Source organism: Bremerella sp. JC817, assembly GCF_040718835.1.
GTDB lineage: Bacteria > Planctomycetota > Planctomycetia > Pirellulales > Pirellulaceae > Bremerella.
Genome location: NZ_JBFEFG010000259.1, coordinates 257922 through 282877 on the forward strand (window position 1 = coordinate 257922; position 24956 = coordinate 282877).

The following is a 24956-nucleotide window of genomic DNA, read 5'->3' on the forward strand; positions in this document are numbered from 1 at the left end:
GATTCGGTGGTGGCGGTCGAACGTCACCATCCCCGAGCACCGTTCGAAGTCGGCGGACAGTTCAACAAGTCGATCTTGGTGCACCTTGTTGCTGTTCGCACGGTAGCAAGACACCGGTAACTTGATCTGGCACTCTGATATGATGCGAGCCGACGCCTATCAAGATATTCGCAAAGTGCTGGAAACCGGCCCATACAATTCCGGTTCGATCCAACATTCGGGAACACGCGTCCCGGTGCAGGGCGGAGTTTTCTGGGACGTTAGCTCACGTCGCATCTAAACCGATTTATCGAAATTGAAGAATCTCTCAAATCACAAACATCCCCAACAACACTTCCTTGCTGTGGCTATCAATCCTCTGTGCCACTAACAGGAGGCTCGCCGTCCTGTCGCATCTTATCGCATTCAGAACTACTAACTCTGTGACCTACTCCGTAGAAGACACCACGGTCATCAACATCGCGTCCTGGAGAATTTTTCAGGAACTCAGTGTAGCTCGCGTTCCGATTGTGCCTTAAGTAAAACGAAAAGACAATTACGACTAATAGAATCAAGTAGGGAACCGCTCTAATTGGCTCAAAACTGCCGAACTCAAATGTCGAATAAAAACCCGGATAGATTCGAACTGAAAAGTGATAGAGCAACACAACTGTGGCCACCCCAATACCTAAGTATTTTTGGATTCTCAGATGTGTCAACATCGCACCACTCTCTCGATGCCTGCCCCAGTAGTAATGAATCTCACGAAGATCACTCGGGGCGAGAAACTGCCTTTCGATATTCGCAATTATCACCAAATTACGATTATACCAGTAGGACGCATCCAGCAGATGTGCAATTAGCCAGCCACAAAGCAACACCATCAATCCGGCAGCTAAGTCGAGCGGAAGTACATTCTTTTCAACCAATGCAAAGATCGCGAATGCTCCGACGACTACCCCAACGGATTGCCATACGACTAAGATATGACGATGAATATCTCGATGCATTTGATCATACATCTTAAGCAGAAGCTCTTCGCGTTCAGTCATGCCCTCCATCCTTTTTGTAGTCTCGCCATATCCTGTTGATGTTGCGCATCGACATCCTCAGACAGTTGTCATAGCCACCTGCCGGGTGCGGCTTGAATCGTTCTCCATCGAAGTAATCACCATACGCGGCGTCGAGTGTGAATCGATTGCAATCGAATGAGATCACATTCATCATTCGTGCTAATTCTCTTTGCCTATCGGGACGCCCTCCCAAAAGGTGAACTCTAGCCTTGAAGCACTCAGGCGCAATTTTTGTTCCGCCATACCGTGTAGGCACTGAATAACCGAGTACGAACCGACCTGGGATTAGCTCGGTCAATCGATTACCCATTGAACGAACCTTAGGGACGACAATCACGTTGTCGCAGAACTCCAAGAGCTCATACGCTTGATCAATGACTCTACTCAGTTGGGACATTCGCTCAATATCACGCGCGACTGTCATTATCGGATTTGTGCTTGCAGCCGCACTCAAATGTTTTTTAAAGCAGTACGATTTCCAATTTATATCCAGAAACCCTAATCGGTCGAACGATTTCACGTCACGGAGATTGGTATATCGTGCGCCTGGCAGCCACCCGAATCGCCGAGCGATTTTTACGGCCTTTTTACTGTGATTGATAAATTTCAAGACAGCCATGTCGTATGTGTCAATATTTCTTCACATCAACACTACTAAGTGTCACCTTGAACTCTGTAACCACTTGGGTTCCCACTTTCACTTTTTATAAACCACGTTGCTCCCACATTCAATTGACAACTATTCCAACTGAGACTACGCATAAAAAGAGGCGAGCCATCGCGGGGATGGCTCGCCCTTGTAGTCCTTTACAAGACACAATCCTTGGTTCTTACCCGGCTGTGAGAGCCGGTTGTTCCGCCCGTGGGGCAGGGGAACCAGGTTAGTCCCAATTCAAGCCACTCGAGCTTTGATACTCGGTGACGCGGGTTTCGAAGAAGTTCTTTTCCTTCGCCAGGTCCATGGTTTCGCTCATCCATGGGAACGGGTTGTTTGGCTGGTTGAACTGCTTGGCCAGACCAATACGTTCCAAACGGCGATCGGCGATGTGGTGGACATAGTCGCGGAACAGATCGCGGTTCAAACCGAGAATACCGTTGGGCAGGCAGTCCGAAGCGTAACCGATTTCCAGTTCGACAGCTTCCTTGATCAGGTCGATGATCGACTGCTGGAATTCTTCGGTCCAGACTTCCGGGTTTTCTTCCTTGATGCCGTTGATCAAGTCGATCCCGAAGTTCAAGTGAACCGTTTCGTCACGCAGAATGTACTGGAACTGCTCGCCGATACCAGTCATCAGGTTGCGACGGTGGAACGAAAGCACCATCACGAAACCGGTATAGAAGAAGATACCTTCCATGATGATGTAGTAACCGATCAGGTTCTTCAGGAAGGTTTGAATGCCTTCGTAGCTGTCGGTACGGAAGTCCGGGTCGAGCACTTCGCGGGTCAAGTTCATCTCGAACTCGTCCTTGCGGGTGATCGCGGGGACTTCGTGATACATGTTGAAGACTTCGCCTTCGTTCAGGCCAAGGCTTTCCACGACGTACAAGAAGGTGTGCGAGTGAATCGCTTCTTCAAAGGCCTGACGCAGCAGGTACTGACGGGCTTCGGCATTGGTGACATGCTTGAAGATCGCCAACACCAGGTTGTTCCCGACCAGGCTTTCGGCGGTGGAGAAGAAGCCGAGGTTACGCATGATGACCTTGCGTTCGTCCTCGGTCAGCTTGTCGCTACGCCAAGTTTCGATGTCCTTGGTCATTGGAACTTCGGTTGGCATCCAGTGATTAGCACAACCGTTGAGGTAGTGTTCCCACGCCCAGTGGTACTTCAGCGGCATCAACTGATTCACGTCGACCTGGTGAGCGTTGATCAAACGCTTCTCACTGGCGCGAACACGGCTGGTGCCGGTCATTTCGGTATCAAAGCCGAGGCTTGGAGTGGACATCGTGTTTCTCCGAAAGGAAAGGTGTGCGGGAAAATTGCGTCGTGCAATCGCGCCGGCGGCAACCTAGATTGCGGCCGGCGACAGACTTTGGCAGAGTCCTGGCCCATGCCCAGTAACAACCGAACATGGTCAGTCATGACAACCGCTGCCTATTGGCACGATTCGCAGTCGCCATCCAGGTTGCAGACCTTCGCTTCTGGCTGCTGTTCCGGAAGCTGATCCAACGATTCGACGGAAGCCGCCTTTTCGCGATCGACCTTGATGTTGGCCGAAGCACTCTGGTTCTTCATCCAGCGTGGCTGAATGCCGAACTTGTTGACGTCGATCGTCGACTTCTCGACCTGGGTCGCACTCAGCGTGCGGAGGTAATAAGTCGTCTTCAGAGCCTTGTTCCAGGCCAGGAAGTACATCTCGTGCAGCTTCTTGCCGCTTGGTTCGGCCATGTACAAGTTGAGCGACTGCCCCATGTCCAACCATTTCTGGCGTCGAGCGGCACATTCGATCAACCATTCTGGGCCGACTTCAAATGCGGTCAGGTATTTCTGCTTGATGTCGTCTGGAATGCGGTCGATATCGAGCAGGCCACCGTCGTAGTACTTCAGGGCTTCGATCATGTCCGAATCCCACAAGCCCAGGTCCTTCAGGTCCTGCACCAGGCGACGATTGATCTGTGGGAACTCGCCCGACAGATTGCTCTTCACGAACAGGTTCTTGTAAGCCGGTTCGATCGACTGGGTGACACCGATGATGGTGGAAATGGTTGCCGTCGGAGCGATTGCCATCACGTTGCTGTTACGCATACCGTTTTCGGCGATCGAGTCGCGAACGACTTTCCAATCCAGCGTCTGGGTGCGGTCCAGGTCGATGGCAACGCCACGTTCCTGTTCCAGAATCTCGAGCGAGTCGATCGGCAGAATGCCCCGATCCCACTTCGATCCCTTGTAGGTTTCGTACGTACCGCGTTCAGCAGCCAGTTGGCTCGAGGCGAGCAGAGCGAAGTAGGAAATCGCTTCCATGCTGCGATCGGCAAACTCGACAGCTTCTTCACTGGCGTAACCGGCACCAATGGCGTACAGGGCATCCTGGAAGCCCATCAGGCCGAGACCAACTGGACGATGCTTACGGTTCGAGGCACCAGCTTCGTTGGTTGGGTAGTAGTTGATGTCGATCACGTTATCGAGCATGCGAACCGCGGTCGTAACCGTTTCACGCAGCTTTTCGAGATCGAGCTGACCATCTTTCACGTGAGCCAGCAGGTTGATGCTGCCCAGGTTACAAACGGCCGTTTCTTCCTTCGAGGTGTTCAGCAGAATCTCGGTGCAGAGGTTGCTGCTATGAACCACACCGACGTGATCCTGAGGGGAACGCAGGTTCGACGGATCTTTCCAGGTGATCCAAGGGTGGCCCGTTTCAAACAGACGGGTCAGCATCTTACGCCACAGTTCCAGGGCGTTGATGCGACGGAACATACGAAGCTTGCCTTCGTCTGCCATCTGTTCGTACTGTTCGTAACGTTCCTGGAACTTGGCACCATACAGATCGTGCAGATCGGGTGCTTCGTCTGGGCTGAACAGCGTCCACTGGGCATTCTCACGAACCCGCTTCATGAACAGGTCAGGAATCCAGTTGGCGGTGTGCATATCGTGTGTACGACGACGATCGTCACCAGTGTTCTTACGCAGATCGAGGAACTCTTCGATGTCCAAGTGCCACGACTCGAGGTACGAGCAAACCGCACCCTTACGCTTGCCACCTTGATTGACGGCGATCGCGGTATCGTTGACCACCTTCAGGAATGGAATGACACCCTGGCTTTGGCCGTTGGTACCCTTGATGTGGGCGTTGGTCGCACGAATGTTCGACCAGTCGTTCCCCAGACCGCCGGCCCACTTGCTGAGCATGGCGTTGTCGCCGACCACCTTGAAGATGTGCTCCAGGTCGTCCATCACGGTGCTGAGGTAGCACGAGCTGAGCTGTGGATGCAGCGTGCCCGCATTGAACAGCGTTGGCGTGGCCGAGGTGAAACGGAAAGTCGACAGGATGTTGTAGAACTCGATTGCCCGAGCTTCCTTGTCTTCTTCATTCCAGGCCAGGCCCATCGCGACACGCATCCAGAAGTACTGAGGCGTTTCAATGCGACGACCTTCGACGTGCAGCAGGTATCGGTCGTAAATCGTCTGCAAACCTAGGTAAGGGAATGCAGCGTCACGTTCCGGACGCAGGGCAGCCGAGATCTTCACCAAATCGAACTCACGCAGCTTTTCGTGCAGACGCTTCGATTCGATACCAACGGTGATGTAGTCCTCGAACTTGCGCTGGCTGACTTCGGCCAGGTCTTCGTTCGGATGGATGTGACCGAGGGCTTCGTTGTAGATCACCATCAGCATCAAGCGAGCGGCGACGGTGTCGTAATCTGGATCGCGTTCGATGCGGCTACGCGAAGCCAGGATCATGGCTCGGTAGATTTCCTGTGGCGTGATGCCGTCGTACAGCGAACGGTAGGTTTCTTCGACCAGTTCTTCGGCCGAGCAGTTCTGCTCCAGGCCACGAACGGCGGAGTAGATTCGACGACGCATGCGAGTCGAGTCGAATGGAATCTTGTCGCCATCTTCCTGCTTCACGAAGATGCGTGGAGCGGTCAGCGTACCATCGCTTTCGACCGCACGCAGAGCACGCAGCTTGGCATGCTGTTCGCGATACAGGATGTAGCGACGAGCCACTGAGAAGTGACCATGACGCATCAGCTGAATTTCAACAGCGTCCTGGATGGTTTCGACGTCCACACCATCGCGGCTGAACGGACGATTTTCGATCTGATTAACCACGTTCGTCGTGATCTCAGAAATCTGATGCTGCAGAGCGGATTCAATCGGCTGTTCGTCTGGAATGCCGATTTCTGCTCGGAATGCACGTTCGATGGCCCGTTCAACGCGGCTCGACTCGAAAGAAGTGATCCGGCCGTCCCGCTTGCGGACGTCCAAAGATACCTGGGTCGTCACTGTCGTCATGACATCGTCTCCTACAGGTTGCTGAGTTCCGGTCGGTTTCGTGCCGTCCGGTTTGCTTTTCGATTCCATTGCCGTCGCCTTATTCAGCCAGGAAACACACCTTGTATGAACCACACACGGGTGGGTGACAACGCTCCGAAGGTGCAGCATCAAGCGCAAGCAAGCCGTGCAGGTATTGCCTGGTCGTCCATGACACAATGTTCAGACGAGAACTTGAGACTCCATAAATCGTCACACCCTGATCCCAGGGCACCCCACTACTACCTGTGAGGTTGTTGTTACCCGCTCAGCTTGGCTGCGTTTGCCGCGCTGCCTCGTGGGCACCACTACAAGATATTGTATCACTGAAGAATCGCGGCACAATATCCTGTGTCGCCAAAATTGATTTATCGCCATATGTTGGGGGCGAATTGAGTCATTTCCGACGACGGGAGCCCAATATATCGTGGTAGCAGAACGCGTCAACCACATTATCTTCACATGCCATAACCCATTGCTAGCCAACAAGTAAGAGCAACATCCGACATTGCTTTCCACAAGCATGTCGCTAGCAAAGAGTGCTATCGCACGCCGCGGGACGATCCGTCTAAGGATGGATTCCTAACCACAAGTGCCTACAAACACGACACTTAGAAGCAACCAGCCAATGCAAGCACTAGATCTAGTACTTGGCCGAGACTGACAGCACACTCCGTGGCAAATTTTTGGAACTTTATGGATCTCTTACCCGGAATTCATCCCGCCTGCACATGATGGCCCCGTCGGATGACACCTTTGGTCACTTCCAGTGTGAATTTGGGCAATTTCTTGGCTGCTTGGTAATCGTTAAAGCTTACCCGCCAACCACAAGATCTTGTGGTGCTAGCCGTCGGTGATCGATCTTCCCACACGAACATCGGGTTCCGGTCCTGACGCATCGACAACATATTATTTTGCGCAATTTTGCGTTTCCGCCATACTCAGGTGATTCGCGCTTGCCGCCGCGTCAATCAAAATTGATAGCACGCTAAAGGTCCGCCGTCGTCTGCCCAACTGACGCGGCAACTTGCATTGCTCATGCCCCAACGTGACGAGCCAACCACTTACATTGGCTGACGATGGCAATGTGTTTCAGCGTTTCGCTGACCGGACCAGAGGCTCCTTTGCACCCCAGCAATGGAATCCCCTTTTCCAACCATGACGGTCCGTGGCCAAGGAAGTGCTATCGACTGTCACCATCCTTAGCGAGCAAGAAGAATGCGTTTGAAAATCTCATTGTTGGCTCTCGTGACGATGCTGCTGGTCGGCAATGCTCGGCCAGTCGCTGCGAGTGATTACATCCTGACCATCGGCGGTGGCCCTCATCCGTCGGGCAATCAAATCTCGTTGGAAAACAACGTTCTGTATTTCCAACGAACCCTCGGCAAGCTAGGCCTTGAAAACGTCGAGCATCAAATACTGTTCGCCGACGGCAACAACGAAATCCGCGACATCCAGTACATGGCGCGCGAGAAGGGTACCGAAGACTTGAAGTCGCTGCTGGCCGAAGTGGTTGGTCCCAGCAATGGCTTTGAATTCAATTACCGCAGCAACTCGATTCCTGGTGTCAACGGTCCCGCGGAACCTGCCGTGATCGAAGAAACGCTGGAACAGTTCGCCAAACGTTTGACGAAAGACGATCGCCTGGTGATTTACTTCACCGGTCACGGCGGTCGGCCTAGACCAGGCTCTCAGCCTCGTGCACGTCGCTCGCGCGGTGAACCAACGCCCGCGAAGAAGGAAGACGAAGCAGCCGCGGAAACCAAGGCTGAAGAGAAACCAGAAGCCAAAACGGAAGAAGCTGCCAAGCCGGAAGCTGTTGCGACGGACCCTGTGAAAGTCGAAGCACCGCCAAAGGAAGAAGCGGCTCCTGAAACGCCACCATCCCCGGAAACCGGAGCAGAAGATCCCGCGACCGAAGACGCAACCATGCCGAAAGATCCGGTGAATTGCGACGACGAAAAGAAGGAAGAACCGAAAGCAGAAGCCAAGTCCGCCAAAGAGGAAGCCAAGCAACCTGCGAAGGAAAAAGAAAAGCCGAAGTCGCTGACCGACTCGGATAACTTCACGCACCTCTGGCCGAACGAAGAAATGTCGGTCAAAGAATGGACCGAGTTCCTCGACCAGTTCCCGGCCGATACCGAAGTCGTTGCCGTGATGGTGCAATGCTATAGTGGTGGCTTTGGCAACATGATCTTCCAAGGGGGCGACCCAGCCAACGGCCTGGCAGAGCAGCCTCGTTGCGGATTCTTTTCGACCGTACCTGACCGCGTCGCTGCTGGTTGCACACCGAACATCGACCAGGCCGAATACCGCGAATACTCGTCGTACTTCTGGGAAGCCCTCTCCGGCGAAACGCGAACCGGCAGTGCCGTAAGCCAGCCCGACTACAACAACGATGGTCACACCTCGATGTTGGAAGCGCACGCTTACACCGTGCTGACCGCCGACACGATCGACATTCCGATTCGTACTTCCGACACGCTGCTGCGGCACTACAGCAAGGCCTCGGGCCAAGAAGGCCTGCTGACCATTCATTCTCCGTTGGCCGTGCTGCTAACCGGTGCCGATGCCTGTGAGAAAGCCGTGATCGAAGGCCTGGCAGGTCAGTTCGATCTCAAGCAGCCAGCTCTGGGCAAAGTGACTGAAGAGCTGATCAAAACGAAGCAGGAGGAAAAGAAGAAGCTGGACAAGGACCTGGGCGAAGCTCGCAAGAATATTTTCGAAGCGAAGATGGCCATCAATAAAGATGTCCGCAACAAGTGGCCAGAACTGGCCAGCCCATGGCACCCAGATCTCGAATCGATCTTGAAGGAAGATGGCGAAAAGATGCGTGAAACGATCATGCAGCACGAGAAATACTCGCAGCTTCGTGATGCCGAGAAAGCCATGGAAGAAGCTCAAGGCAAAGCCGAACGACTCGATCTGGATGTCGTGAAGCTGGAACGCCTGAAGTACTGGCTCGAAACGCGTGCCCTGGTGCTGAACCTGACCGTGTGCACCGACGCCAAGACGATCGATGCTTACCACAAACTGGTTGCACTCGAATCGGAAACCTTCAGCAGCGATGCCAGGTCGCCGGCCCCTCAGGCCACGCCAAAGCAGACTGCTCAGAACTAAGCCGATCTGACACAATTCCCAACGAAAAGAGCCCGCAGATCGACTCCGACCTGCGGGCTCTTTCTATGAATGATGGAAGCGAACCTCAGTCCACCTTCAGGTTTTCAACTTCCTCGAATGTGATCAGCTTATCGCCGTTCGCGTCGAGCGATTGGAAGGCTTCCGCTCCGCCGACGAACTCCGCTTCCGAAACGTCCCCGTCCTGGTTCCGGTCCATCGAAAGAAACCAATCAGGGCCGCGACGCTGAATTTTGCCAAGCACCGAGTCGGGCGGACCGATGCTAATGGTGAACAGCAGTTGCCGTGGCAGGCGTTTCAGATCGACCGTGTCGCCCTGAACGCATCCAACTGCTTCCAGGCGAGCGACTGCTTGTCGTAGTTCGCGTCGCGAGAGGGCGCCGTTACGATCGGTGTCGAGCAGTTCGAGCACGCCATTTCCGCAATCGACGATGGTCACCATCACCAATCCGGAAGCGATTTCGCCTTGCAGTGTGAGCCAACCTTCCAGCTCCGCCTTGGTAAGCTGCTGATCGCCATCGCGATCCATCATGGCGACCATGGCCGAACCAAAACCCTTGCCAGAAGCGGACCACTCAGCCTGAGAAAGGACACCGTCCAGATCTTCGTCCGATTCGGCGAACTGCTCCAGGCTCGATATACGCAGGCCTTCCAGCCGCTCCGCCATTTGGCCTGGGTCGCTGCGAACCGTTAGCCACGTGTCGCCAAGCTTCACGCAGGGCAGTTCGGTCTGCGGACCCTTCTCACCAACGCCCTCCACCACGATCGACTGCGTTTGATCGTCGACGAAAAGCTGCACGTTCCACAACTGGTCTGGCGAGGCTTCGCGCAACGACTTTGGAAAGCCGGCCTGCGATTGCAGTCGCTGGGACCACGCGGTGTTGCCAGGCTGTTGCGGCAAACGACTGACCGGAAAGGCGTACATCGCTTCGGCCAGGGCAGGGCGGTCCTCGCTGGCGACCTGCAGTAGATAGCTGGCCGACGTGCCAGGATAGAACACCCCCGCCACCAGTTCGCCAGCACCAATCATTTGATCGTCGTTCTGGTCGAGCTGATCGAGCACTGCTTCCGCCTTGCTCCATTCGTCGCGACTTACCATGCCATCCTGGTCGGCATCGAGACGGGCCAATAGGGCAGCGGTAAGATCATTCGTGAAGGGAGCGACCCCAAAACCGATCATCGGCGGGCCGACGTCGTGGCTGCGATAGTACGCGGCAAGTTGTTCTCGCGTGATGCTGCCTTCTTCGGTAGCTCCGAGATCCTCCCACTTGGGCGCCGACTTGATCACCGGGGCGAACCCACTGTAGGTTGCTTCGCGCAGTGCGGCAGCGGCGGGAAGCCGAGCAGCCTCGGCCTGATTTAATGTGCCGTTCCTGTCGATATCGCAGTAGTCGAAGATCGCGGCGAACTTCTGATCCCAAAGTTGCTGGTAGGTTCGATCCCCCTTGGCAATCGGCAACGCAATCCGCTGCAGCCCCTGGGAATGGAGCACCGCCAACTCCAGCGTGGCAGCCACATCGTCGGCATATGCCCTGGAAAGACCGCTGAAGGAAAGCCCTGCGGCGAGCCCCCAGGCCAAGATCTTCGTTCTCATAGAAGTTCCTCAATCGGCTTCGCTTCCGGATCGGCAATGCGGATCGGACGGGCGACGTTCGATTGATTTTGTTTCATCGGATCGATGTCGATCGCCTTACAAACGGTGGCAATCACATCGGGCACGGTCACCGGTCGGTCGGCGACTTCGACGCCATCCGCATTGGTTGCCCCCAGGGCCTGACCACCTTGAATTCCCCCACCTGCCAACACGGTCGACCAGGTATGGGGCCAATGGTCGCGACCGCTGCGGCCGTTGATGCGCGGCGTACGACCGAACTCGCCTTGGCAGATGACCACGGTCGAGTCGAGCATGCCGCGCGATTTCAAATCGTTGAGCAACGTCGAGAAGCCGACATCGAGCGTCGCCGAAAGTTCTGCGACCCGTTCAAAGTTCTCGTTGTGCGTGTCCCAGCCACCCAGATTGACTTCGACGAAGGTGATCCCTCGTTCGATAAGTCGGCGTGCCATCAAGCAGCCCTGGCCGAACGTGTTGCGGCCGTATGCTTCCCGCAGCGGTTCTGGTTCATCTTCCAAGCGAAACGCAGCAGCCGCTTCGGGACGCATTAGGCGAATGGCCTTCTGCGACGCGGTCTCCAGTGCGTCGACGACCTGACCGGAACGATCTCTCTGGAAGCGATTGTCCATCCTGCGAAGAAGATCGAGTCGCTGCGACTGGGTCTCGTCAGTGACATTCTCGCCACGCTGCATGTTCGGTACGACCAGGTCGGTGCTGTCGCGACCTTCGCCACCGATCACCAGGGGCGAAAACTCTGGCCCAAGGAAGCCACCACCCAGCGAACCGCCACCTCGACCTGGCGAGATGCTGACGAAGCTTGGCAAATCGAGTTCCCGGTTGCCAAGCTCATGCGAGCAAAGGGCACCTAACGTTGGAAATTTGATCGCCCCCTGCGGAACGTAGCCGGTCCGCACAAACTGAGTCGCTCGGCTATGATCGCCTTCCTTGCTATGCATGGAACGGACGATCGCGAGATCTTCCGACTGAGCGGCGAGCTTCGGCAGATGCTCCGAGATCTTCACGCCCGGCGTCGCTGTCGCGATCTCTTTGAACTCACCACCGTTGGGCGAGTTGGGCTTCAAGTCCCACATATCGATCGTGGCAGGCCCCCCCCCAAGCCACAGCAGGATCACTGCCTTATTGGTCTTGGTCTGGCCTTCGGTTTCTGCCGCCAGTGAACCAATCCAACTGTTGGCACTTCCCAGGCCAACGCCCAGCGCGGCCATGCGCAGGTAATCGCGGCGAGTCAGTTGATACGAACGAGCCATGTTGTTACTCCAAGGCCGGAAAAGAAATCGTCTTTAGTGATTCGTATTGAATTCGGCACTGTTGATCAGCACCCACATCAAGTTACTGAGTGCCTCGCTGCGGTTCTCCGACTCCTTCAGATGGGTCGTGAACAGTTCGACTTCCTCGGCATCGGGCTTACGTCCCAACGTTGCCAGGAACAGCGTGTCGATCTTTTGCGAGGTACTCAAAAATGGGGCATCGGCCAACACACGCAGCATCGGGCTGTGCTCGGTGTCGATGACCTCGGCGGTCGTATCCCCATTCATCAAGGCGAGGGCTTGCAGAATCGATCGTTCCGCGTGGGCGGCATCTTCGACGAAGAAGCTGCTGACAAATCGTGATCCATCATCGCGGCCACGGGTCGGATCGATATCGTCGCGAACCGCTTTCATGCCGGCGGCCGTGCGAATGCTTTGATAAAGTTGTTCGCCGCTCATTCCACGCACCGGCATCCGTGCGTAGCTTTTCAGATCGACGTCCCGTTCTTCGCCGGCTGAAACACGGCTGGTGCGTTGATACGCTTCGGTCAGCACGATCGCTTCGCTGAGCAGTTTCAGGTCGTAGCCACTTTCAACGAAGGCGTTCGCCAGTTCGTCCAAAATCTCCGGCTGCAGCGCCGGGTTGTCTTCTGATAAATCGTCGAGCGGCTCGACCAGGCCGACCCCGAAATAGTGAGCCCACAGTCGATTGACGGCGTTTTTGGCGAAGTAAGGGTTGCCTGAACCGGTAACCCAATCGGAAAGAGCTTTTCGTCCACTATCCTGCGTCATCGTTTCCGGCCAAGGAACTTCATCCCCGGTGAATAGCGTGGCGGAAACCATCACGGTCGACTCCGGCAGTTCAATCTCGAACTTCTCGGCCGTCACGTCATCGCCAGCCTTCGGACGTGCGAAGAAGGCGGCGGTCTCCCAGAACTGCTCTTGGGTCCAGCGGCTGAACGGATGATCGTGGCACTGAGCACAATCGAGATTCAGTCCGAGGAACGCCCGGGTGGTATTCGCCGCCAGGTTCGATGGCAAACGCTGGCTGGCGGTCAGAAAGCTTTCGGGTGTTCCCATCGCGGCGGAAGCACCGGTATGCGAATCCATCTCCGCGTCCGGAATGTTAACGGTCAGCATCTTGCGGACGACCTGATCGTAAGGAGCATCATTGGCGAACTGCAGCGTCAGCCACGTTTCGAACTCGCCGGTCAGATCACGAAACTCTTGCGTATCGGTTTGCGGGATCCAGGTGCGGCGCCAGAAGGTTGCCATCTGCCGTGCATGCGTTCCGGAACGAACGAGCCTGTGGGCCAACTGCTGCCGCTTATCGGGAGACTCGTCTTTCAGAAACTCGCGAGCTTCCGCCACGGTGGGAATGCGACCGCCGAGATCGAGATAAACGCGTCGCAAATACTCCGGATCGGAAGACTGCTGCGACGGAACGACTTTCTCTTCTTGTTGAAATTCGTGCAGCAGTTGGTCAATTCGATTGGCCAACTGCGGAGCGGAAGGCGTTTCGGCCATTGCCATCGAGATGCAGCACAACCAAAGGACGCTGCCAAGCAAAGTCGTTCGAGCCATCTAATATTCTTACTTCGATTCAACAAACAAAAACTAGATTCAACGCGACACTTGGGCCGGCGACTAGAACGAGGTCGGGTCGATTGGCTGGCCATCGTCGCGAGTCGTCAGTCGGGCGAAGGTGAGCCCGTCAAGTTCTGGCGTCACAAAACGAACTGAGCCGTCGCATAGCAAGATGTTCGCTCCTTCGGGGTGAAATCCGTAGATGCCGAAGAAGTTGTTGCAGTTCACCGCGCAGTCGGACGCATCTCCCTTACCGCGATCTTCGCCCGTCTCGCGGTCGAAGGCCGAGAATTGAATGCTCCCGAAGCCAGCCCACGCCCCGCGCGAAAGCTCGGCCCCCAGCGGGGAACCTTCGCCGGTCATCTTGCCGACACGCCATGGATCCGGCAGGCCAGCTTTTTCGACGATCAGCAGCGTATTGGAGAGCCCGTCCGAGACCAGGTGAAACGGAACGGTAACATCGTCGGTCATCGCCTGGTGACGATTGCCACGCGTGCCCGAAGGCCAGTTCACGCCATAGCCGGTGCTGGGCATTCGCATGCCGTTCGAGGAAATGAAGTCGTTCAGACCAGGCTCGAAGCTGAAGACCGAGGCCCGGTCGGTGTTTCGCGAACTAACCGAGGCACTCGCGGTCACGACCAGCTTGCGATCTTTGGGCGAAGCAGGACAAAGGAACGCATCGACCGTCTGGCGACTGACGTCCTGATTGATCGGGTCGTAATAGTCGTAGTCCGGGTTGAAGGCATCGGCCAACTCCGGCTCGATGAAGGGAATGATTTGCACGCCCCAACCACCAAAGGGAAGCTTGCCGCCGAGACCCGTTCGACGAGGCGGAAAGCCTTGGCGGATGCCACTGTATTGCTGGAAGGCACTGCTGAGTGTCTTCAGATTATTGGTGCAGGTCTGCTTCGCGGCGTCGGCCGATGCCATCTTTAATGCAGGCAAAGCGATGGCGACTGCCAGCACAAGCACACAAGTTCCGACGATTGCGTCCAGCAACGAAAAACCAACGCGGGCAGTGCGTTTCATATCCAACGATTCTTTTGCAATGACCAGTGCGAGATGTCGAGCAGGCAAGGCCGTTCCGGAAGACCATGCCGTGTTCGGGCAGCATCCCAACAGTGTGGGGATGAACAGCCCTAACCCTCGACAGGTATGCAACTTCCATACCCCGCGCAGTGGCGAATCCCCTCGCCTGGAGGCCACGGATCCAAGGCTGGCGATTGAAAGGGTCTAACGCTCGAAGAATCGGCCTTAAACAATTTCGCGGAATGTTCCGGTCTGGCAGAAGGCCATTCGACAACACGTTGACGCATCGCTGACCGATGTCACCCAGCGCGACATGAACGTCGTTTCAAATGACACGCCTCCACCGAAAAGCCTGGGGAGTACACCAGTCGGCAGGAGGTAATGTGGCTCGGATATGTCCGTTTAAAAGAGTGCCTGACGGGGTCACATGGCGGCCTCGACTTCGTGGGATGCACGCTCCGAGGTCACGCTGACCAGCGATGTTACTCCAAGCCCGTCAGATCGAAGTCGAACCGATTGTCGCCTGCTTCGACCGTGACTTGCTGCGTATGTTTGAGTTCGCATGGCTCCATTGCCCGGGCCATCGTGGCGTCGGCATCTTCGGCCGACATTCCCTTGGTGCTGATCCGCAGCTTATCTGCGTCCGGGGTCACAAAGAACTTCACCGTGTGAATCCCCGACAAGGCACCCATCTCTTCGCGAGTAAATCGCATCTGATAGTTTCCCGAGTCATCGGTAGTCCCATTCGAAGGACGTCCCTGGCTGGGATAGAACTCGACCACCGCCCCAGCCAATGGCTGACCGTTGCGTGTCACTTGCCCATGGACCGGCTGCACGTCGAGACCACTTTTCTGCGAGCATCCAGCGATCGCGACCGACGCGAAAGCGACAATGCACCACTTTTGGAAGGGATTTGTCTTCATGCCAGTTTGCTACCTAGTAATGAACGATTGGCCGACCGAAACCAAAAGATGAAAGGATTCAGCCCCCGGTTCCGCGCACGGGAGCCGAAGCCCATGGGGCAACGATTTACGAAGGGGATCGTGACTATTGCACGGTCGCCACTTCACCGCCGGCGATGGTGCCGAACGCTTCGTAAAGCGTGCCGCTGATCACGTCTGGCATGAAACGCACACTGCCATCCACCATTAAGAAGTTCGCTCCACCAACATGGAAAGAACCGTAAGCACGATAAGGCCGACTGCCGCCAAACTTGTTGATCGGATAGGCGTCGTCCGCCAGCCCCAGGGCTCGGTCGTGCCAGCCCACATGATCAGTCCCCACCCAGCAGGTCGCATAGCGACCCGTCAGGTTCTTGGCCGAGTCGACTTCGCCAACGCAGATGGTGTTCGAGGTGCCGTCGATCACATCTCGCATCTGAGTCGAAAAGTTCGTGCCGAACATGCCATTCACAGTTGAACGCGCGTAGTCGTTGTCGGCTGGCAAAGAACTGCCGAGGCAGCCTTTGTAGTTCGACTTGGCCATGTCCTGGTGGTATTCCTGTTGCTTTTCTGGGCCTGGGTCAGCAGGGCAGACATACGCCTGAATCACGGTTGCGCCGACACCGTCCGAACCGCGGTCGAACTCCCAGTTGCGAGCGGCCCACTCCTGCTGGATCCGTTCGTAAACGGTTTGCTGTTCCATGAAGGGCAAAATCGCGGCCGACCAGACCGTTGGGTCCCAGTCGTTGCCGAAGTGATTATGCTTCAACTGCCCGATGGGAAAGGCAAGGAAGGTATCGTGATAGTTATGCAGCGCCACGCCCATCTGTTTCAGATTGTTAGTGCATTGCATGCGCCGGGCGGTTTCGCGGGCTTGTTGCACCGCCGGCAACAACAGGGCAACCAGCACCCCAATGATCGCAATCACCACCAGCAATTCCACCAGTGTAAATCCACGCCGCCTTGGCTGTGTCTTTGGCATGAAGAATCAAGGCCCTTGCACGAACGGAAGGCAACGATGGGAAATGATAGGAAGGCGAGTGGTGATTGAGAAACCACTTTCCCGCCGTGTAATGCCGATGGGAGATCGACGGCCCCAGATGGTTCCAACTATTGGATTTCGCCCCACCACCTGGACTCGCGAAAGACTTCATACGAACTTCGAAGGAAGTTTCCAGAGATATTAGGACGACTTCATCCCAGCCACAAACGCCGTATGGAGAAGAACACGGAAAACGCGTCGCAGATCGCGCCTATCCGCAACATGGTCGTTTCTCGGGCACCGGATAACCCCTGTAGTTCAACGGATTGTCAACCCTCCGTCGAACGAACGCATCACGAAAGCGGCTTCTCTGTAGGCCGTGGGAGAGCAGAAGTTAGCCGACAGATTTAGGTCCCAAAGCGAACCAAAGCCCAATCGTGGCTGACGCCAGAACGATACCCAGCGCGAAGGCTCCCCAAAAGCCCAGCCCAAGCTTGTCGGCAAACGCCAACGGCACGAAGAAGGGGAGACCAAGCGGAACCAAGATCAGCGTTTCACGCGACAGCCGCGTGATCGTTCCCACGTCCTGGTCTTTCCACCAGACGGCGACAAACGCCACGATGCTGACGATCGGCAGCGTTAGTAAAAGGGCGCCAAGGCGGGGGAACCGGTCGGCAATTTGCGAAACAACCGCGACCACCAAACCAGCGACAATCGCACGGAACAACATGGCACACCTCTTTCCATGGAAACTCAATGCCCAGGGCACCATCGCCCCAGGCGAGCATTCGCAGGCGGAAGACTATTCGACGGCGATCGGCACGTCATACGAAACCGGGTCGCCTTCAGCCGGCACAATCCGGAATCGAATCGCAACCGCTTCCGCTGAGTCTGGAATCATCAAACCACCTTGGGCGTAGTGGGCTGGCTCCTCGTCGGTTTCTGGTTCGTAGACCGTGGCGACTTCTTCGGCCAGCACCGTTTTGCCATCGGCCGTCACCAAGGCATTGAACACCTTCAAGCTGTCGACGGGCTTTCCATCACGGGTAACGGCAACGGCTGGTTCGACTTCTTCCCCTTTATGGAGATGACTGCCGTGATGCCCCAACTTGATGGTCATGCCGGCGTGCTGCTTCGGTTCACCTTCCCAGACCAAGGCATCGTCGGGACCGTGCGAGTGCCCATGAGCATGGCCACTGGCTTCTTCTTGAAAGTTGCCAGCATAAGGGGTGCCATCGACTGCGGCACTCAAGGTCCCGGCATATTCTTTAACCGCTGCCAGGCCCTCGTTCGTGCCAACAAAACGTGATGCCTTTCCTTCTGGATCATCGGCCAGCGGCTGGGGAGCCAGATCGATTTGCATCGCAGGATCTTGGATCGTCAGCAACACCGACTCGGCATCGATGGGGGAAGGCGTTTTCTCGTCGCCACCCAGGATATAGACGGTGGCCTGCTTCTGAGCATGATCGACGGTGAACTCGACATGGAAGGTACCACCGCCCCAATCAGCAAGCGTTCCACCATGCGGACCCGGGGCATGCCCATGACCTTCTTCGCCATGGTCGTGATTGTGTTCGCCAGGTCCATGCGAATGGCCATGTTCTTCTTCGCCACCGACAGATACCTTGGGCCCGGCCGGTTCGCTACTGCATCCCAGGAATCCTGCGACCGCGATTACCGCGAGCAAAGGGAACCAGTTTTGGAGATTGCGTTTCATGTTATTGCTCCTTGAAAAGGGTGCTTATCAAAAGGGTTGGTTTAAGGAATGATCTCCTCGCCAGACTCTTCCGCACGGGCCAGTTGCAATGCTTCCTGGCCGCTGAATTTCCAGAAGATGCCCGGGTGAATCAGGAACTCGCAGAAGGTCGATGTGACCAATCCGCCAAGGATCACCGTCGCCACCGGATACAAAATCTCGCGACCTGGTTCCTGCCCTCCGATCACTAGCGGCAACAAGCCAATGCCAGCCGTCAGGGCAGTCATTAGCACCGGGGCCAGACGCTCGAGACTTCCCCGGACGATCATTTCCTGGGTGAAGTCTTCCCCTTCCTCCTTCATCAGATGGAAGTAATGCGTCACCAGCAGAATGCCGTTGCGGACCGCGATCCCGCCGAGCGAGATGAACCCGACCAGGCTAGCCACGGTCAGGGTTTGATCGGTAATCACCAGGGCCAACACACCTCCGATGAACGCGGTCGGCAAGGCGTTCAAAATCTGCAGCACGACACGAACCGAGGGGAACAAGACCATCAGCACGACAAACATCCCCACGACCGAAACGGCCGCCAGGATCAAAATCGTCCGGGTCGCTCGTTGTTGGCTTTCAAACTGCCCGCCATATTCGATGAAGTAGCCCTCGGGCAGGTCGATCTGCCGATCGAGACGTGCTTGAATGGCGGCCACCGCGCTGGCCAGATCGCGATCTTGCGTATTGCAGCGGATCACCATTCGTCGCCGAGCATTCTCGCGATTGACCGCATTCGGACCAGCCCCAGGGCCAATGTTCGCGATCTCGCGAAGTTCGATCTGCCCCTGGTCGTTCGGCAGATCGATCCGCAGCCGACCGAGGTTGGCGTAGTCCGTCCGATGCTCTTCTTCCAAACGAATGAGCAAGTCGAACCGGCGTTGACCTTCCAGCACTTCCGAAACGACTTCACCTTGCAGGGCCGTTTGCAGCACCGAGGCAACATAGCCTCGCGTAATGCCATAGAACGCCAGGTCATCAGTTCGCAGGTCGATGTGCAATTCTTCGGTCTGCTGAATCGGTTCGATCACCGGAGGTGTGACCCCTTCGATTTGCTGGATGTTCGCTTTGACCTGTTCCGATAGCTCTTGCAGCTTGTCGATATCGTCGCCGAAGATCTTGATGGCAATCTGCGCGTAGACGCCAGAGACCATGTGACTGATCAAGTGCGCGAGGGGTTGCTCGACTTCAATCGAGACGCCTGGGACCTCGTCGCTCAACTCTTCGAGCAAGCGATGGATAATCTCGTCTCGCTCGTGCTGCGCATCGGGATTCATGCTCAAGATGTATTCGCCCGCGTTCACTGGCGAGGCATGTTCATCCATCGCGGCCCGTCCCGTTCGACGGACGAAATGCAGAATCGCCCCGTCCGGATTGCGGTCGGACTTCTGCATCTCGCGCAGCTTGGCGTCGATCAAACCGGATGCCATGTTCGAGGCATCAAGCGACGAACCAGGGGGCAGCGTCACATTGATCTGCACGCTCCCTTCGTCAAACTCGGGCAGGAAGTTCTTCCCGAGATTCGCCATCTGCCAGCCAGCGAATGCCACACCGACCCAAGTGAGAATCAGCAGCAGGCCAGGGGCCTTCAAGCTGAAACGAATCAAGTAGCTCGCCATCCACTTGAGCGACCGCAGCAAAAAGCCATCGTGCTCGGCATGAGTCGCCGGGGCATTTGGCAGCAAATAGTACGACAGCACCGGTGTGACCGTTAGTGAGACCAACAACGACGCGAGAATCGAAACGATGTAGGCCACGCCCAGCGGCGTGAAAAGTCGGCCTTCGACCCCAGACAGTGCGAACAGGGGCAGAAACACGAGGATGACCACCGCCGTGCCGAATACGATCGCACTACGAATCTCTTTGCTTGCCTCGTACACAACCTGAATCGCTGGCCGAGGAACCTCCAAGGCGTTGTTTTCTTTCAAGCGGCGGAAGATGTTCTCGACGTCGACGATCGCATCGTCGACCAGTTCCCCCATGGCGACCGCGATTCCCCCCAGCGTCATCACATTGATCGAAAGCTCGGAACCAGACACAAAACCGATCAGCCGAAAAATGAACGTCGTGATTACCAACGACAACGGAATGGCCGTGAGGGTAATGAACGTCGTGCGGAAGTTCAGCAAGAACAAAAACAGAATGATGATCACCAGCGTCGCCCCGATCACCAAGGCCTCGCCAACGTTGAAGATCCCTCGATCGATGAAGTTGCGCAGCTGAAACAGTTCGGGGTTGATTACGATATCAGCCGGCAGGGATTCTTCCGACTGAGCAAAGGCGGACTCCAGTCGCTCGGTCAATCCGCGCGTATCAACATGCGGCTGTTTGACGATCGTGAACACCACGCCTGGCCGGCCGTTGACGCTACCGTCGCCTCGCTTGAACTCGGCTCCTTCGACGATCCGTGCCACTTGTTCCAGCAGCACTGGTCGATCGCCATCGAACTTGATCGGGACCTGGCTCAGGTCGTACAGCACCCGCTGCGGCTCAGGGCCAAGCCGCCCCAGAATTCGGATTGGGCGTTCCGTTTCCCCCGTCACCGCGAACCCGCCGCTGGTATTGATGTTGCTCTCTTTGAGGGCCTGTTCGACTTCCTGCAGCGTGACGTCATATTCAAGTAATGCCGTGGGATCGATGCGGACCTGATACTGTTTTCGATCACCACCGAGCACGAAGGCCTCGGCCACGCCGGTCACTTTCAAGATCCGCGGGCGAATCACCCAATCGCTAACGGTGCGTAAGGCGAGTTGGCGTGATGCCTCGGACGGGAGTTCCACTTCGTGCGTCTGGCCATCGATTTTCAGCGTTACCGTTGGCGTGATGGCAATCGCAGAGGTCGCGTCGTCTGGCACGTCATTCCAGCGAACGACCTCGGCTGAAATCTTCTCCCAACGATCGACGTTATGTCGAACCGTCGGCCGCCACACTTCGAGCGAACGCTGTCCCGATTCATCGAACGTAATTTCCGCCAGCAGACCGCTCTTGCCGATCGGGTAGAGCTCGCCCCCGCGCGGACCTTGTTGTCGATAAATCCCGGCAACGACGATCTGCCCCATGATTGAAGCAGGAGGCGTCATCTGCGGTCGTACGCCTCCCGGCAAAATACCACCGAGTGTTGCCAGGCGTTCTTGCACCGTTTGCCGGGCCGTTTTGATTTCGGTATCCCAGTCGAACTCGATATAAATCACATTGAGGCCGGCGGTCGACTGGCTGCGCACCGCTTGCACGCCGCTGGCCCCCAACAGGGCGATCTCGATCGGCTGGGTGACCAGTGTTTCCACTTCTTCGGTCGCCAGGCCAGGGCATTCGGTAATGATGATGACGCGCGGGCGGTCGAGATCCGGAAAGACATCAATCGGCATTTGCGTCGCCAGGTACGAACCATAGACGAGCATCGCCAGGCTGACGACCACTACCAGCAATCGATACTGCAGCGCGAAACGAATAACGGCATTAAGCATGAGACATTCCGATTAGTGTGAGGCGTGAACCGTTCCGTCCGCGTGAACATGCACGTCCGCTCGCACGCCGCTGGCCGCTTGGGCTTTCAGCACACGATTGAGCGACGCGGCTCCGTTCTGGGCCAGATACAAACCAGGGATCACGCTGCCATCGTTCGCAAGCACGATGTTCATGCGATCTTCGTGCAGCACATGCACCGGAATACGATTGAACAAATCGCCGTTCTGCTGAAATACAAATGCCTCGGGGCCTTCTCGCACGACCGCCGCTGTCGGCAAGACCAGCACATTCTGCAGTTCTTCGACCGGCACATGCAGTCGCACGCGCTGCCCTGGCCGAAATCGCCAGACGATAAAGGTCTCGCCATTTTTTTCGTACAGCCGAGATTGATTGGTCAGCGGAACGTAAAAATCGAACGTCCGGCTGTCGGTATCGATCGCATTGGAGAGATACTGAATCTCGAACTGCTGATTGAGTTGTGGCCAATGCTTCGGCTGGTCTTCGGCAAATTCGACCGTCAAATTCCACCCGTTCTGGGCCGCATCTTCCAGGAACGGGGCCTCCCGCTTGAAGGCATGCCCTTCGATATAAAGCCGCAAATGATTGGCCAGCGTCGCCAAGAGTTGGCCAGCCTGAACTTGCTGCCCGAGATCGACATTCAAGCTTTGCACCTCGTAGGCAACCATGCTGTGATCGATCGCTGACAAATCATCCGAAACGGGCTCATCTGCGGCCGGCTGGGTTGCTGAGTGAAACGGAGGCGCCATCACGGTCACGGTCGGAACGAACTCGCCCTGGGCGACCTGATCGACTTGCTGCGAGGTCAGGCCGCGAGCCAGCAGGTCTTGCTGATGACTTTGAATCAACGCTTCCTGTCGACGCTTCTGACTTTCAAGCTCGATAATTCGAGCCCCTGGCAACGCACCGCTGGCCGCCAAAGGCCGCAGACGGGTCAGTTCCTCCTCGACAATCTGCTTTTCTTTCGTGGTCGTGTACAACTCTTTCTGCGTGTTCTGCAGATACTCACTCGACAGCCGCAAGGTGAAGAGCTTTTCGCCAGGACGCACCGTTTGACCAGGGTACGCGTGAATCTCGGTGACGACACCTACGGCGGGCGACGTCATTCCACGATCGGTCTCGCCGGGGCGATCGGCGACGATCCCAGGGATCTGAATCGTTCGCCAGTAAGTCTGCGGCCTGGCCGGTTTCGCCACTAGTTTCAAGTTCTTTCGCGCTTGCGATGAAAGCTTCAGCACCTTCGGCTCTTGAACCGGGGCTGGCATCGCAGCAGTTTCGTCCGGCTCGGCAGAGGCCGACAACGAAGGCAGCCACTGCCTTCGAGTTGCATAGGCAACGACCACAACCGCAACGACAACCAGCGCTACGAAAATAGCGTGCAGAGGTCCGGGAATACGCATCGATCTAATCTCCAGAGCAACGCAGGCAAACGCACCCGCGAAAAGACCATCCTGAACTTCAGGACATCACATCAACGATCGGCGGAAGCAGAGGCGGGCACGTCGAACCATGCCACAGCACATGCCGAGAGAGAACTAGCAGCGAATCGAGAGAAGCTGCATGTAGAGCGCGCACCTTGGGTGCGGAGAATCTGATATCGCTTGCCCGGTGGAATCGGTCGGGGAAACCATCGCAGCCGTAAGCTGCTCTGACAGCGACCGTTGCCAGATGGCAATCAGCAAGAGTTCTGGCAATTCGACGGAAACGCTGCCGACCACTAGATCGACGATCGAGACGTACAGCGCGTCGTCATCATGTTCCGTCGACTCCGAGCCCGGAGGCAACTCGGTTGGGAGCTCTTCTTGGGTCTGAACGGCATGATGATGCCCATGGTCATGATCGCCATGCCAATGCACATGCGGTCGATCGGCGTGCTGGCCAGCTTCCACCTCTGTCTGATCAAAATGCCAGTGCGGCGCAGCAGCGAATGACTGCCCGACAAGCAAAAAGAGGATCAAACAAACGGAAACGACGCTACGCATACCAGTCCCAAAGAAGGTTCACCAAACGGAACTAGTGAAAAGAATAGGCCGCCGTCCGCCGAAGATCAAGCTGGAAGCCCCTCGAAAAGAGGAGCCCCGCCATTGATAGCCCCAGCCAATCGAGTCCGCTCGATCACGACCGCGCATAAAAAAACCCCGGAAAATCCGGGGCTGAAACCAATCCTGGCGTCGAAGGACGCGAAGACCTGGAGTGGGCGATATTGGATTCGAACCAACGACCCCTGCCGTGTGAAGACAGTGCTCTAACCAACTGAGCTAATCGCCCGACGTATTTAACTTGTTAGTCGGACTTTACGTCCGAAAGGTTCGCCAGAATTACGCAAGTTCCGATTTCTCCGAACTCGACGATTGGGGTGGAGGCTCGAACTTCGGTGCCGAGGCCTCCTCGAAATCGTCGTAGTCGTCGAACTGCGCCGGCGAACTCTTGGAACTATACCCGCCGTTGACCGAATCCTCAACCTCCCTTGTGGCATGGTTGAACTCGTTTTGGATATCGGACAGGCCGCGTTTAAAGTCGCCGTAGTGCTTTCCTAGGGTTTTCGCCACGCCGGGGAGGTTTTTGCCAAACAAAAGAATGGCAATAACTCCGATGATGGCCATCTCCTGGAAGCCCATCGAGCCGAAAAAGCCCAGTAGTGCTGCTGATGTGCCTATTTCATGCAACATGGTGATGATCTCTCAACTCCATGGAGAAGCGACCGCCATAACCGCGGCCGCTGGGTCCATTGAATGCTTGCACGGGAAAAAGAAGAACGCCGAATCGAGCTCGCTTAGTGCGTTTCACTCTTTTCGTGGTCGGAAGAATCGTCCGACTGATCGTTCATTCCCCGCTTGAACTCGTTCACGCTCTGTCCCATGCTCCGCATCAAACCGGGCAACTTGGACGAGCCAAACAGAAGCAAGCAGATCACCAGGATAATGGCGAGTTCCTGGACGCCTGGCATACCAAAACCGAGCATCGCTAAATCATTCATACCGATCATGCTATATCCTCACACTCAAATGGAGAGCATTGAAAATACACGCAAACAAGTCGGCGAAAGCGAGCCAGCACCCAGGAGGGTCTAACCAGAACCAAACTCGTGCGGTTCCCAAGACAAAAAGCGGAACGTGTTAGATTAAATTCCGATTCCCTATTCTATGCAGCG

General features: G+C 56.1%; 18 protein-coding genes and 1 tRNA gene. 1 reads left to right on the forward strand and 18 read right to left on the reverse strand.

Annotated features, from left to right (window positions below; all coding sequences use genetic code 11):
• Positions 1 to 350: 350 nt before the first annotated feature.
• The 4 genes from AB1L30_RS06185 to AB1L30_RS06200 form a co-directional block, all read right to left on the reverse strand.
• Positions 351 to 1031, reverse strand: a complete 681-nt coding sequence (locus AB1L30_RS06185; RefSeq protein WP_367012561.1) for a hypothetical protein — start codon at positions 1029 to 1031, stop codon at positions 351 to 353.
• Entirely contained in the window at positions 1024 to 1671 is a 648-nt protein-coding gene (locus tag AB1L30_RS06190; protein WP_367012562.1) for a DUF6610 family protein, read from the reverse strand. The genes AB1L30_RS06185 and AB1L30_RS06190 overlap by 8 nt, the downstream gene beginning before the upstream one ends.
• A 262-nt stretch (positions 1672 to 1933) precedes the next feature.
• Positions 1934 to 2995 carry a ribonucleotide-diphosphate reductase subunit beta gene (locus tag AB1L30_RS06195; RefSeq protein ID WP_345095777.1) on the reverse strand — a complete coding sequence of 354 codons (1062 nt, stop codon included), beginning with the start codon at positions 2993 to 2995 and terminating at the stop codon, positions 1934 to 1936.
• A 149-nt stretch (positions 2996 to 3144) separates the two neighbouring features.
• Entirely contained in the window at positions 3145 to 6003 is a 2859-nt protein-coding gene (locus tag AB1L30_RS06200) for a ribonucleoside-diphosphate reductase subunit alpha (protein ID WP_367012563.1), read from the reverse strand.
• Between the two features lie 1236 nt (positions 6004 to 7239).
• Here AB1L30_RS06200 and AB1L30_RS06205 point away from each other — a divergent pair.
• Positions 7240 to 9141, forward strand: coding sequence for a hypothetical protein (locus AB1L30_RS06205; RefSeq protein WP_367012564.1), 1902 nt, complete (start codon positions 7240 to 7242; stop codon positions 9139 to 9141).
• 85 nt (positions 9142 to 9226) lie between these two features.
• Here the strand turns inward: AB1L30_RS06205 and AB1L30_RS06210 are convergent, their stop codons facing one another.
• From AB1L30_RS06210 to AB1L30_RS06275, 14 genes are all read right to left on the reverse strand, one after another.
• Positions 9227 to 10753, reverse strand: a complete 1527-nt coding sequence (locus AB1L30_RS06210; protein ID WP_367012565.1) for a hypothetical protein — start codon at positions 10751 to 10753, stop codon at positions 9227 to 9229.
• Positions 10750 to 12039 carry a DUF1501 domain-containing protein gene (locus tag AB1L30_RS06215; RefSeq protein ID WP_367012566.1) on the reverse strand — a complete coding sequence of 430 codons (1290 nt, stop codon included), beginning with the start codon at positions 12037 to 12039 and terminating at the stop codon, positions 10750 to 10752. Before AB1L30_RS06215 ends, AB1L30_RS06210 begins: the two co-directional genes overlap by 4 nt.
• Before the next feature lie 33 nt (positions 12040 to 12072).
• Positions 12073 to 13623 (reverse strand): DUF1549 domain-containing protein, encoded by a 1551-nt coding sequence (locus tag AB1L30_RS06220; protein WP_367012567.1) that lies wholly within the window; start codon positions 13621 to 13623, stop codon positions 12073 to 12075.
• A gap of 63 nt (positions 13624 to 13686) precedes the next feature.
• Positions 13687 to 14655 carry a DUF1559 domain-containing protein gene (locus tag AB1L30_RS06225; protein ID WP_367012568.1) on the reverse strand — a complete coding sequence of 323 codons (969 nt, stop codon included), beginning with the start codon at positions 14653 to 14655 and terminating at the stop codon, positions 13687 to 13689.
• A gap of 482 nt (positions 14656 to 15137) precedes the next feature.
• A complete protein-coding gene (locus AB1L30_RS06230) occupies positions 15138 to 15578 on the reverse strand; it encodes a hypothetical protein (RefSeq protein ID WP_367012569.1) in 441 nt (146 codons plus the stop codon).
• 124 nt (positions 15579 to 15702) lie between these two features.
• Positions 15703 to 16578: a DUF1559 domain-containing protein gene (locus tag AB1L30_RS06235; protein ID WP_367012570.1), complete on the reverse strand. Its 876-nt coding sequence runs from the start codon at positions 16576 to 16578 to the stop codon at positions 15703 to 15705.
• Positions 16579 to 16972: 394 nt separating this feature from the next.
• Positions 16973 to 17308 (reverse strand): hypothetical protein, encoded by a 336-nt coding sequence (locus AB1L30_RS06240; protein ID WP_367012571.1) that lies wholly within the window; start codon positions 17306 to 17308, stop codon positions 16973 to 16975.
• Between the two features lie 72 nt (positions 17309 to 17380).
• Positions 17381 to 18295 carry a hypothetical protein gene (locus AB1L30_RS06245; protein ID WP_367012572.1) on the reverse strand — a complete coding sequence of 305 codons (915 nt, stop codon included), beginning with the start codon at positions 18293 to 18295 and terminating at the stop codon, positions 17381 to 17383.
• 41 nt (positions 18296 to 18336) lie between these two features.
• A complete protein-coding gene (locus AB1L30_RS06250; RefSeq protein ID WP_367012573.1) occupies positions 18337 to 21786 on the reverse strand; it encodes an efflux RND transporter permease subunit in 3450 nt (1149 codons plus the stop codon).
• Between the two features lie 12 nt (positions 21787 to 21798).
• Positions 21799 to 23205, reverse strand: a complete 1407-nt coding sequence (locus AB1L30_RS06255) for an HlyD family efflux transporter periplasmic adaptor subunit (RefSeq protein WP_367012574.1) — start codon at positions 23203 to 23205, stop codon at positions 21799 to 21801.
• Positions 23206 to 23340: 135 nt separating this feature from the next.
• Entirely contained in the window at positions 23341 to 23787 is a 447-nt protein-coding gene (locus AB1L30_RS06260; RefSeq protein ID WP_367012576.1) for a hypothetical protein, read from the reverse strand.
• A 212-nt stretch (positions 23788 to 23999) separates the two neighbouring features.
• A tRNA-Val gene (locus AB1L30_RS06265) sits at positions 24000 to 24073 on the reverse strand.
• Positions 24074 to 24123: 50 nt separating this feature from the next.
• Complete coding sequence (locus tag AB1L30_RS06270) at positions 24124 to 24474, reverse strand: twin-arginine translocase TatA/TatE family subunit (protein WP_345095856.1); 351 nt, start codon at positions 24472 to 24474, stop codon at positions 24124 to 24126.
• Positions 24475 to 24578: 104 nt separating this feature from the next.
• The gene (locus AB1L30_RS06275) at positions 24579 to 24791 is read right to left on the reverse strand and encodes a twin-arginine translocase TatA/TatE family subunit (protein ID WP_367012577.1); all 213 of its coding nucleotides are present in this window, start codon (positions 24789 to 24791) and stop codon (positions 24579 to 24581) included.
• Positions 24792 to 24956: the final 165 nt, after the last annotated feature.

What these genes read in the sequence shown, in the direction of transcription:
- AB1L30_RS06275 (WP_367012577.1), bottom strand. Translation starts at nt 24,791, where the DNA reads ATGATCGGTATGAATGATTTAGCGATGCTCGGTTTTGGTATGCCAGGC.
- AB1L30_RS06255 (WP_367012574.1), bottom strand. Translation starts at nt 23,205, where the DNA reads ATGCGTATTCCCGGACCTCTGCACGCTATTTTCGTAGCGCTGGTTGTC.
- AB1L30_RS06210 (WP_367012565.1), bottom strand. Translation starts at nt 10,753, where the DNA reads ATGAGAACGAAGATCTTGGCCTGGGGGCTCGCCGCAGGGCTTTCCTTC.
- AB1L30_RS06225 (WP_367012568.1), bottom strand. Translation starts at nt 14,655, where the DNA reads ATGAAACGCACTGCCCGCGTTGGTTTTTCGTTGCTGGACGCAATCGTC.
- AB1L30_RS06195 (WP_345095777.1), bottom strand. Translation starts at nt 2,995, where the DNA reads ATGTCCACTCCAAGCCTCGGCTTTGATACCGAAATGACCGGCACCAGC.
- AB1L30_RS06235 (WP_367012570.1), bottom strand. Translation starts at nt 16,578, where the DNA reads ATGCCAAAGACACAGCCAAGGCGGCGTGGATTTACACTGGTGGAATTG.
- AB1L30_RS06230 (WP_367012569.1), bottom strand. Translation starts at nt 15,578, where the DNA reads ATGAAGACAAATCCCTTCCAAAAGTGGTGCATTGTCGCTTTCGCGTCG.
- AB1L30_RS06215 (WP_367012566.1), bottom strand. Translation starts at nt 12,039, where the DNA reads ATGGCTCGTTCGTATCAACTGACTCGCCGCGATTACCTGCGCATGGCC.
- AB1L30_RS06185 (WP_367012561.1), bottom strand. Translation starts at nt 1,031, where the DNA reads ATGACTGAACGCGAAGAGCTTCTGCTTAAGATGTATGATCAAATGCAT.
- AB1L30_RS06190 (WP_367012562.1), bottom strand. Translation starts at nt 1,671, where the DNA reads ATGGCTGTCTTGAAATTTATCAATCACAGTAAAAAGGCCGTAAAAATC.
- AB1L30_RS06260 (WP_367012576.1), bottom strand. Translation starts at nt 23,787, where the DNA reads ATGCGTAGCGTCGTTTCCGTTTGTTTGATCCTCTTTTTGCTTGTCGGG.
- AB1L30_RS06245 (WP_367012572.1), bottom strand. Translation starts at nt 18,295, where the DNA reads ATGAAACGCAATCTCCAAAACTGGTTCCCTTTGCTCGCGGTAATCGCG.
- AB1L30_RS06250 (WP_367012573.1), bottom strand. Translation starts at nt 21,786, where the DNA reads ATGCTTAATGCCGTTATTCGTTTCGCGCTGCAGTATCGATTGCTGGTA.
- AB1L30_RS06205 (WP_367012564.1), top strand. Translation starts at nt 7,240, where the DNA reads ATGCGTTTGAAAATCTCATTGTTGGCTCTCGTGACGATGCTGCTGGTC.
- AB1L30_RS06270 (WP_345095856.1), bottom strand. Translation starts at nt 24,474, where the DNA reads ATGTTGCATGAAATAGGCACATCAGCAGCACTACTGGGCTTTTTCGGC.
- AB1L30_RS06240 (WP_367012571.1), bottom strand. Translation starts at nt 17,308, where the DNA reads ATGTTGTTCCGTGCGATTGTCGCTGGTTTGGTGGTCGCGGTTGTTTCG.
- AB1L30_RS06200 (WP_367012563.1), bottom strand. Translation starts at nt 6,003, where the DNA reads ATGACGACAGTGACGACCCAGGTATCTTTGGACGTCCGCAAGCGGGAC.
- AB1L30_RS06220 (WP_367012567.1), bottom strand. Translation starts at nt 13,623, where the DNA reads ATGGCTCGAACGACTTTGCTTGGCAGCGTCCTTTGGTTGTGCTGCATC.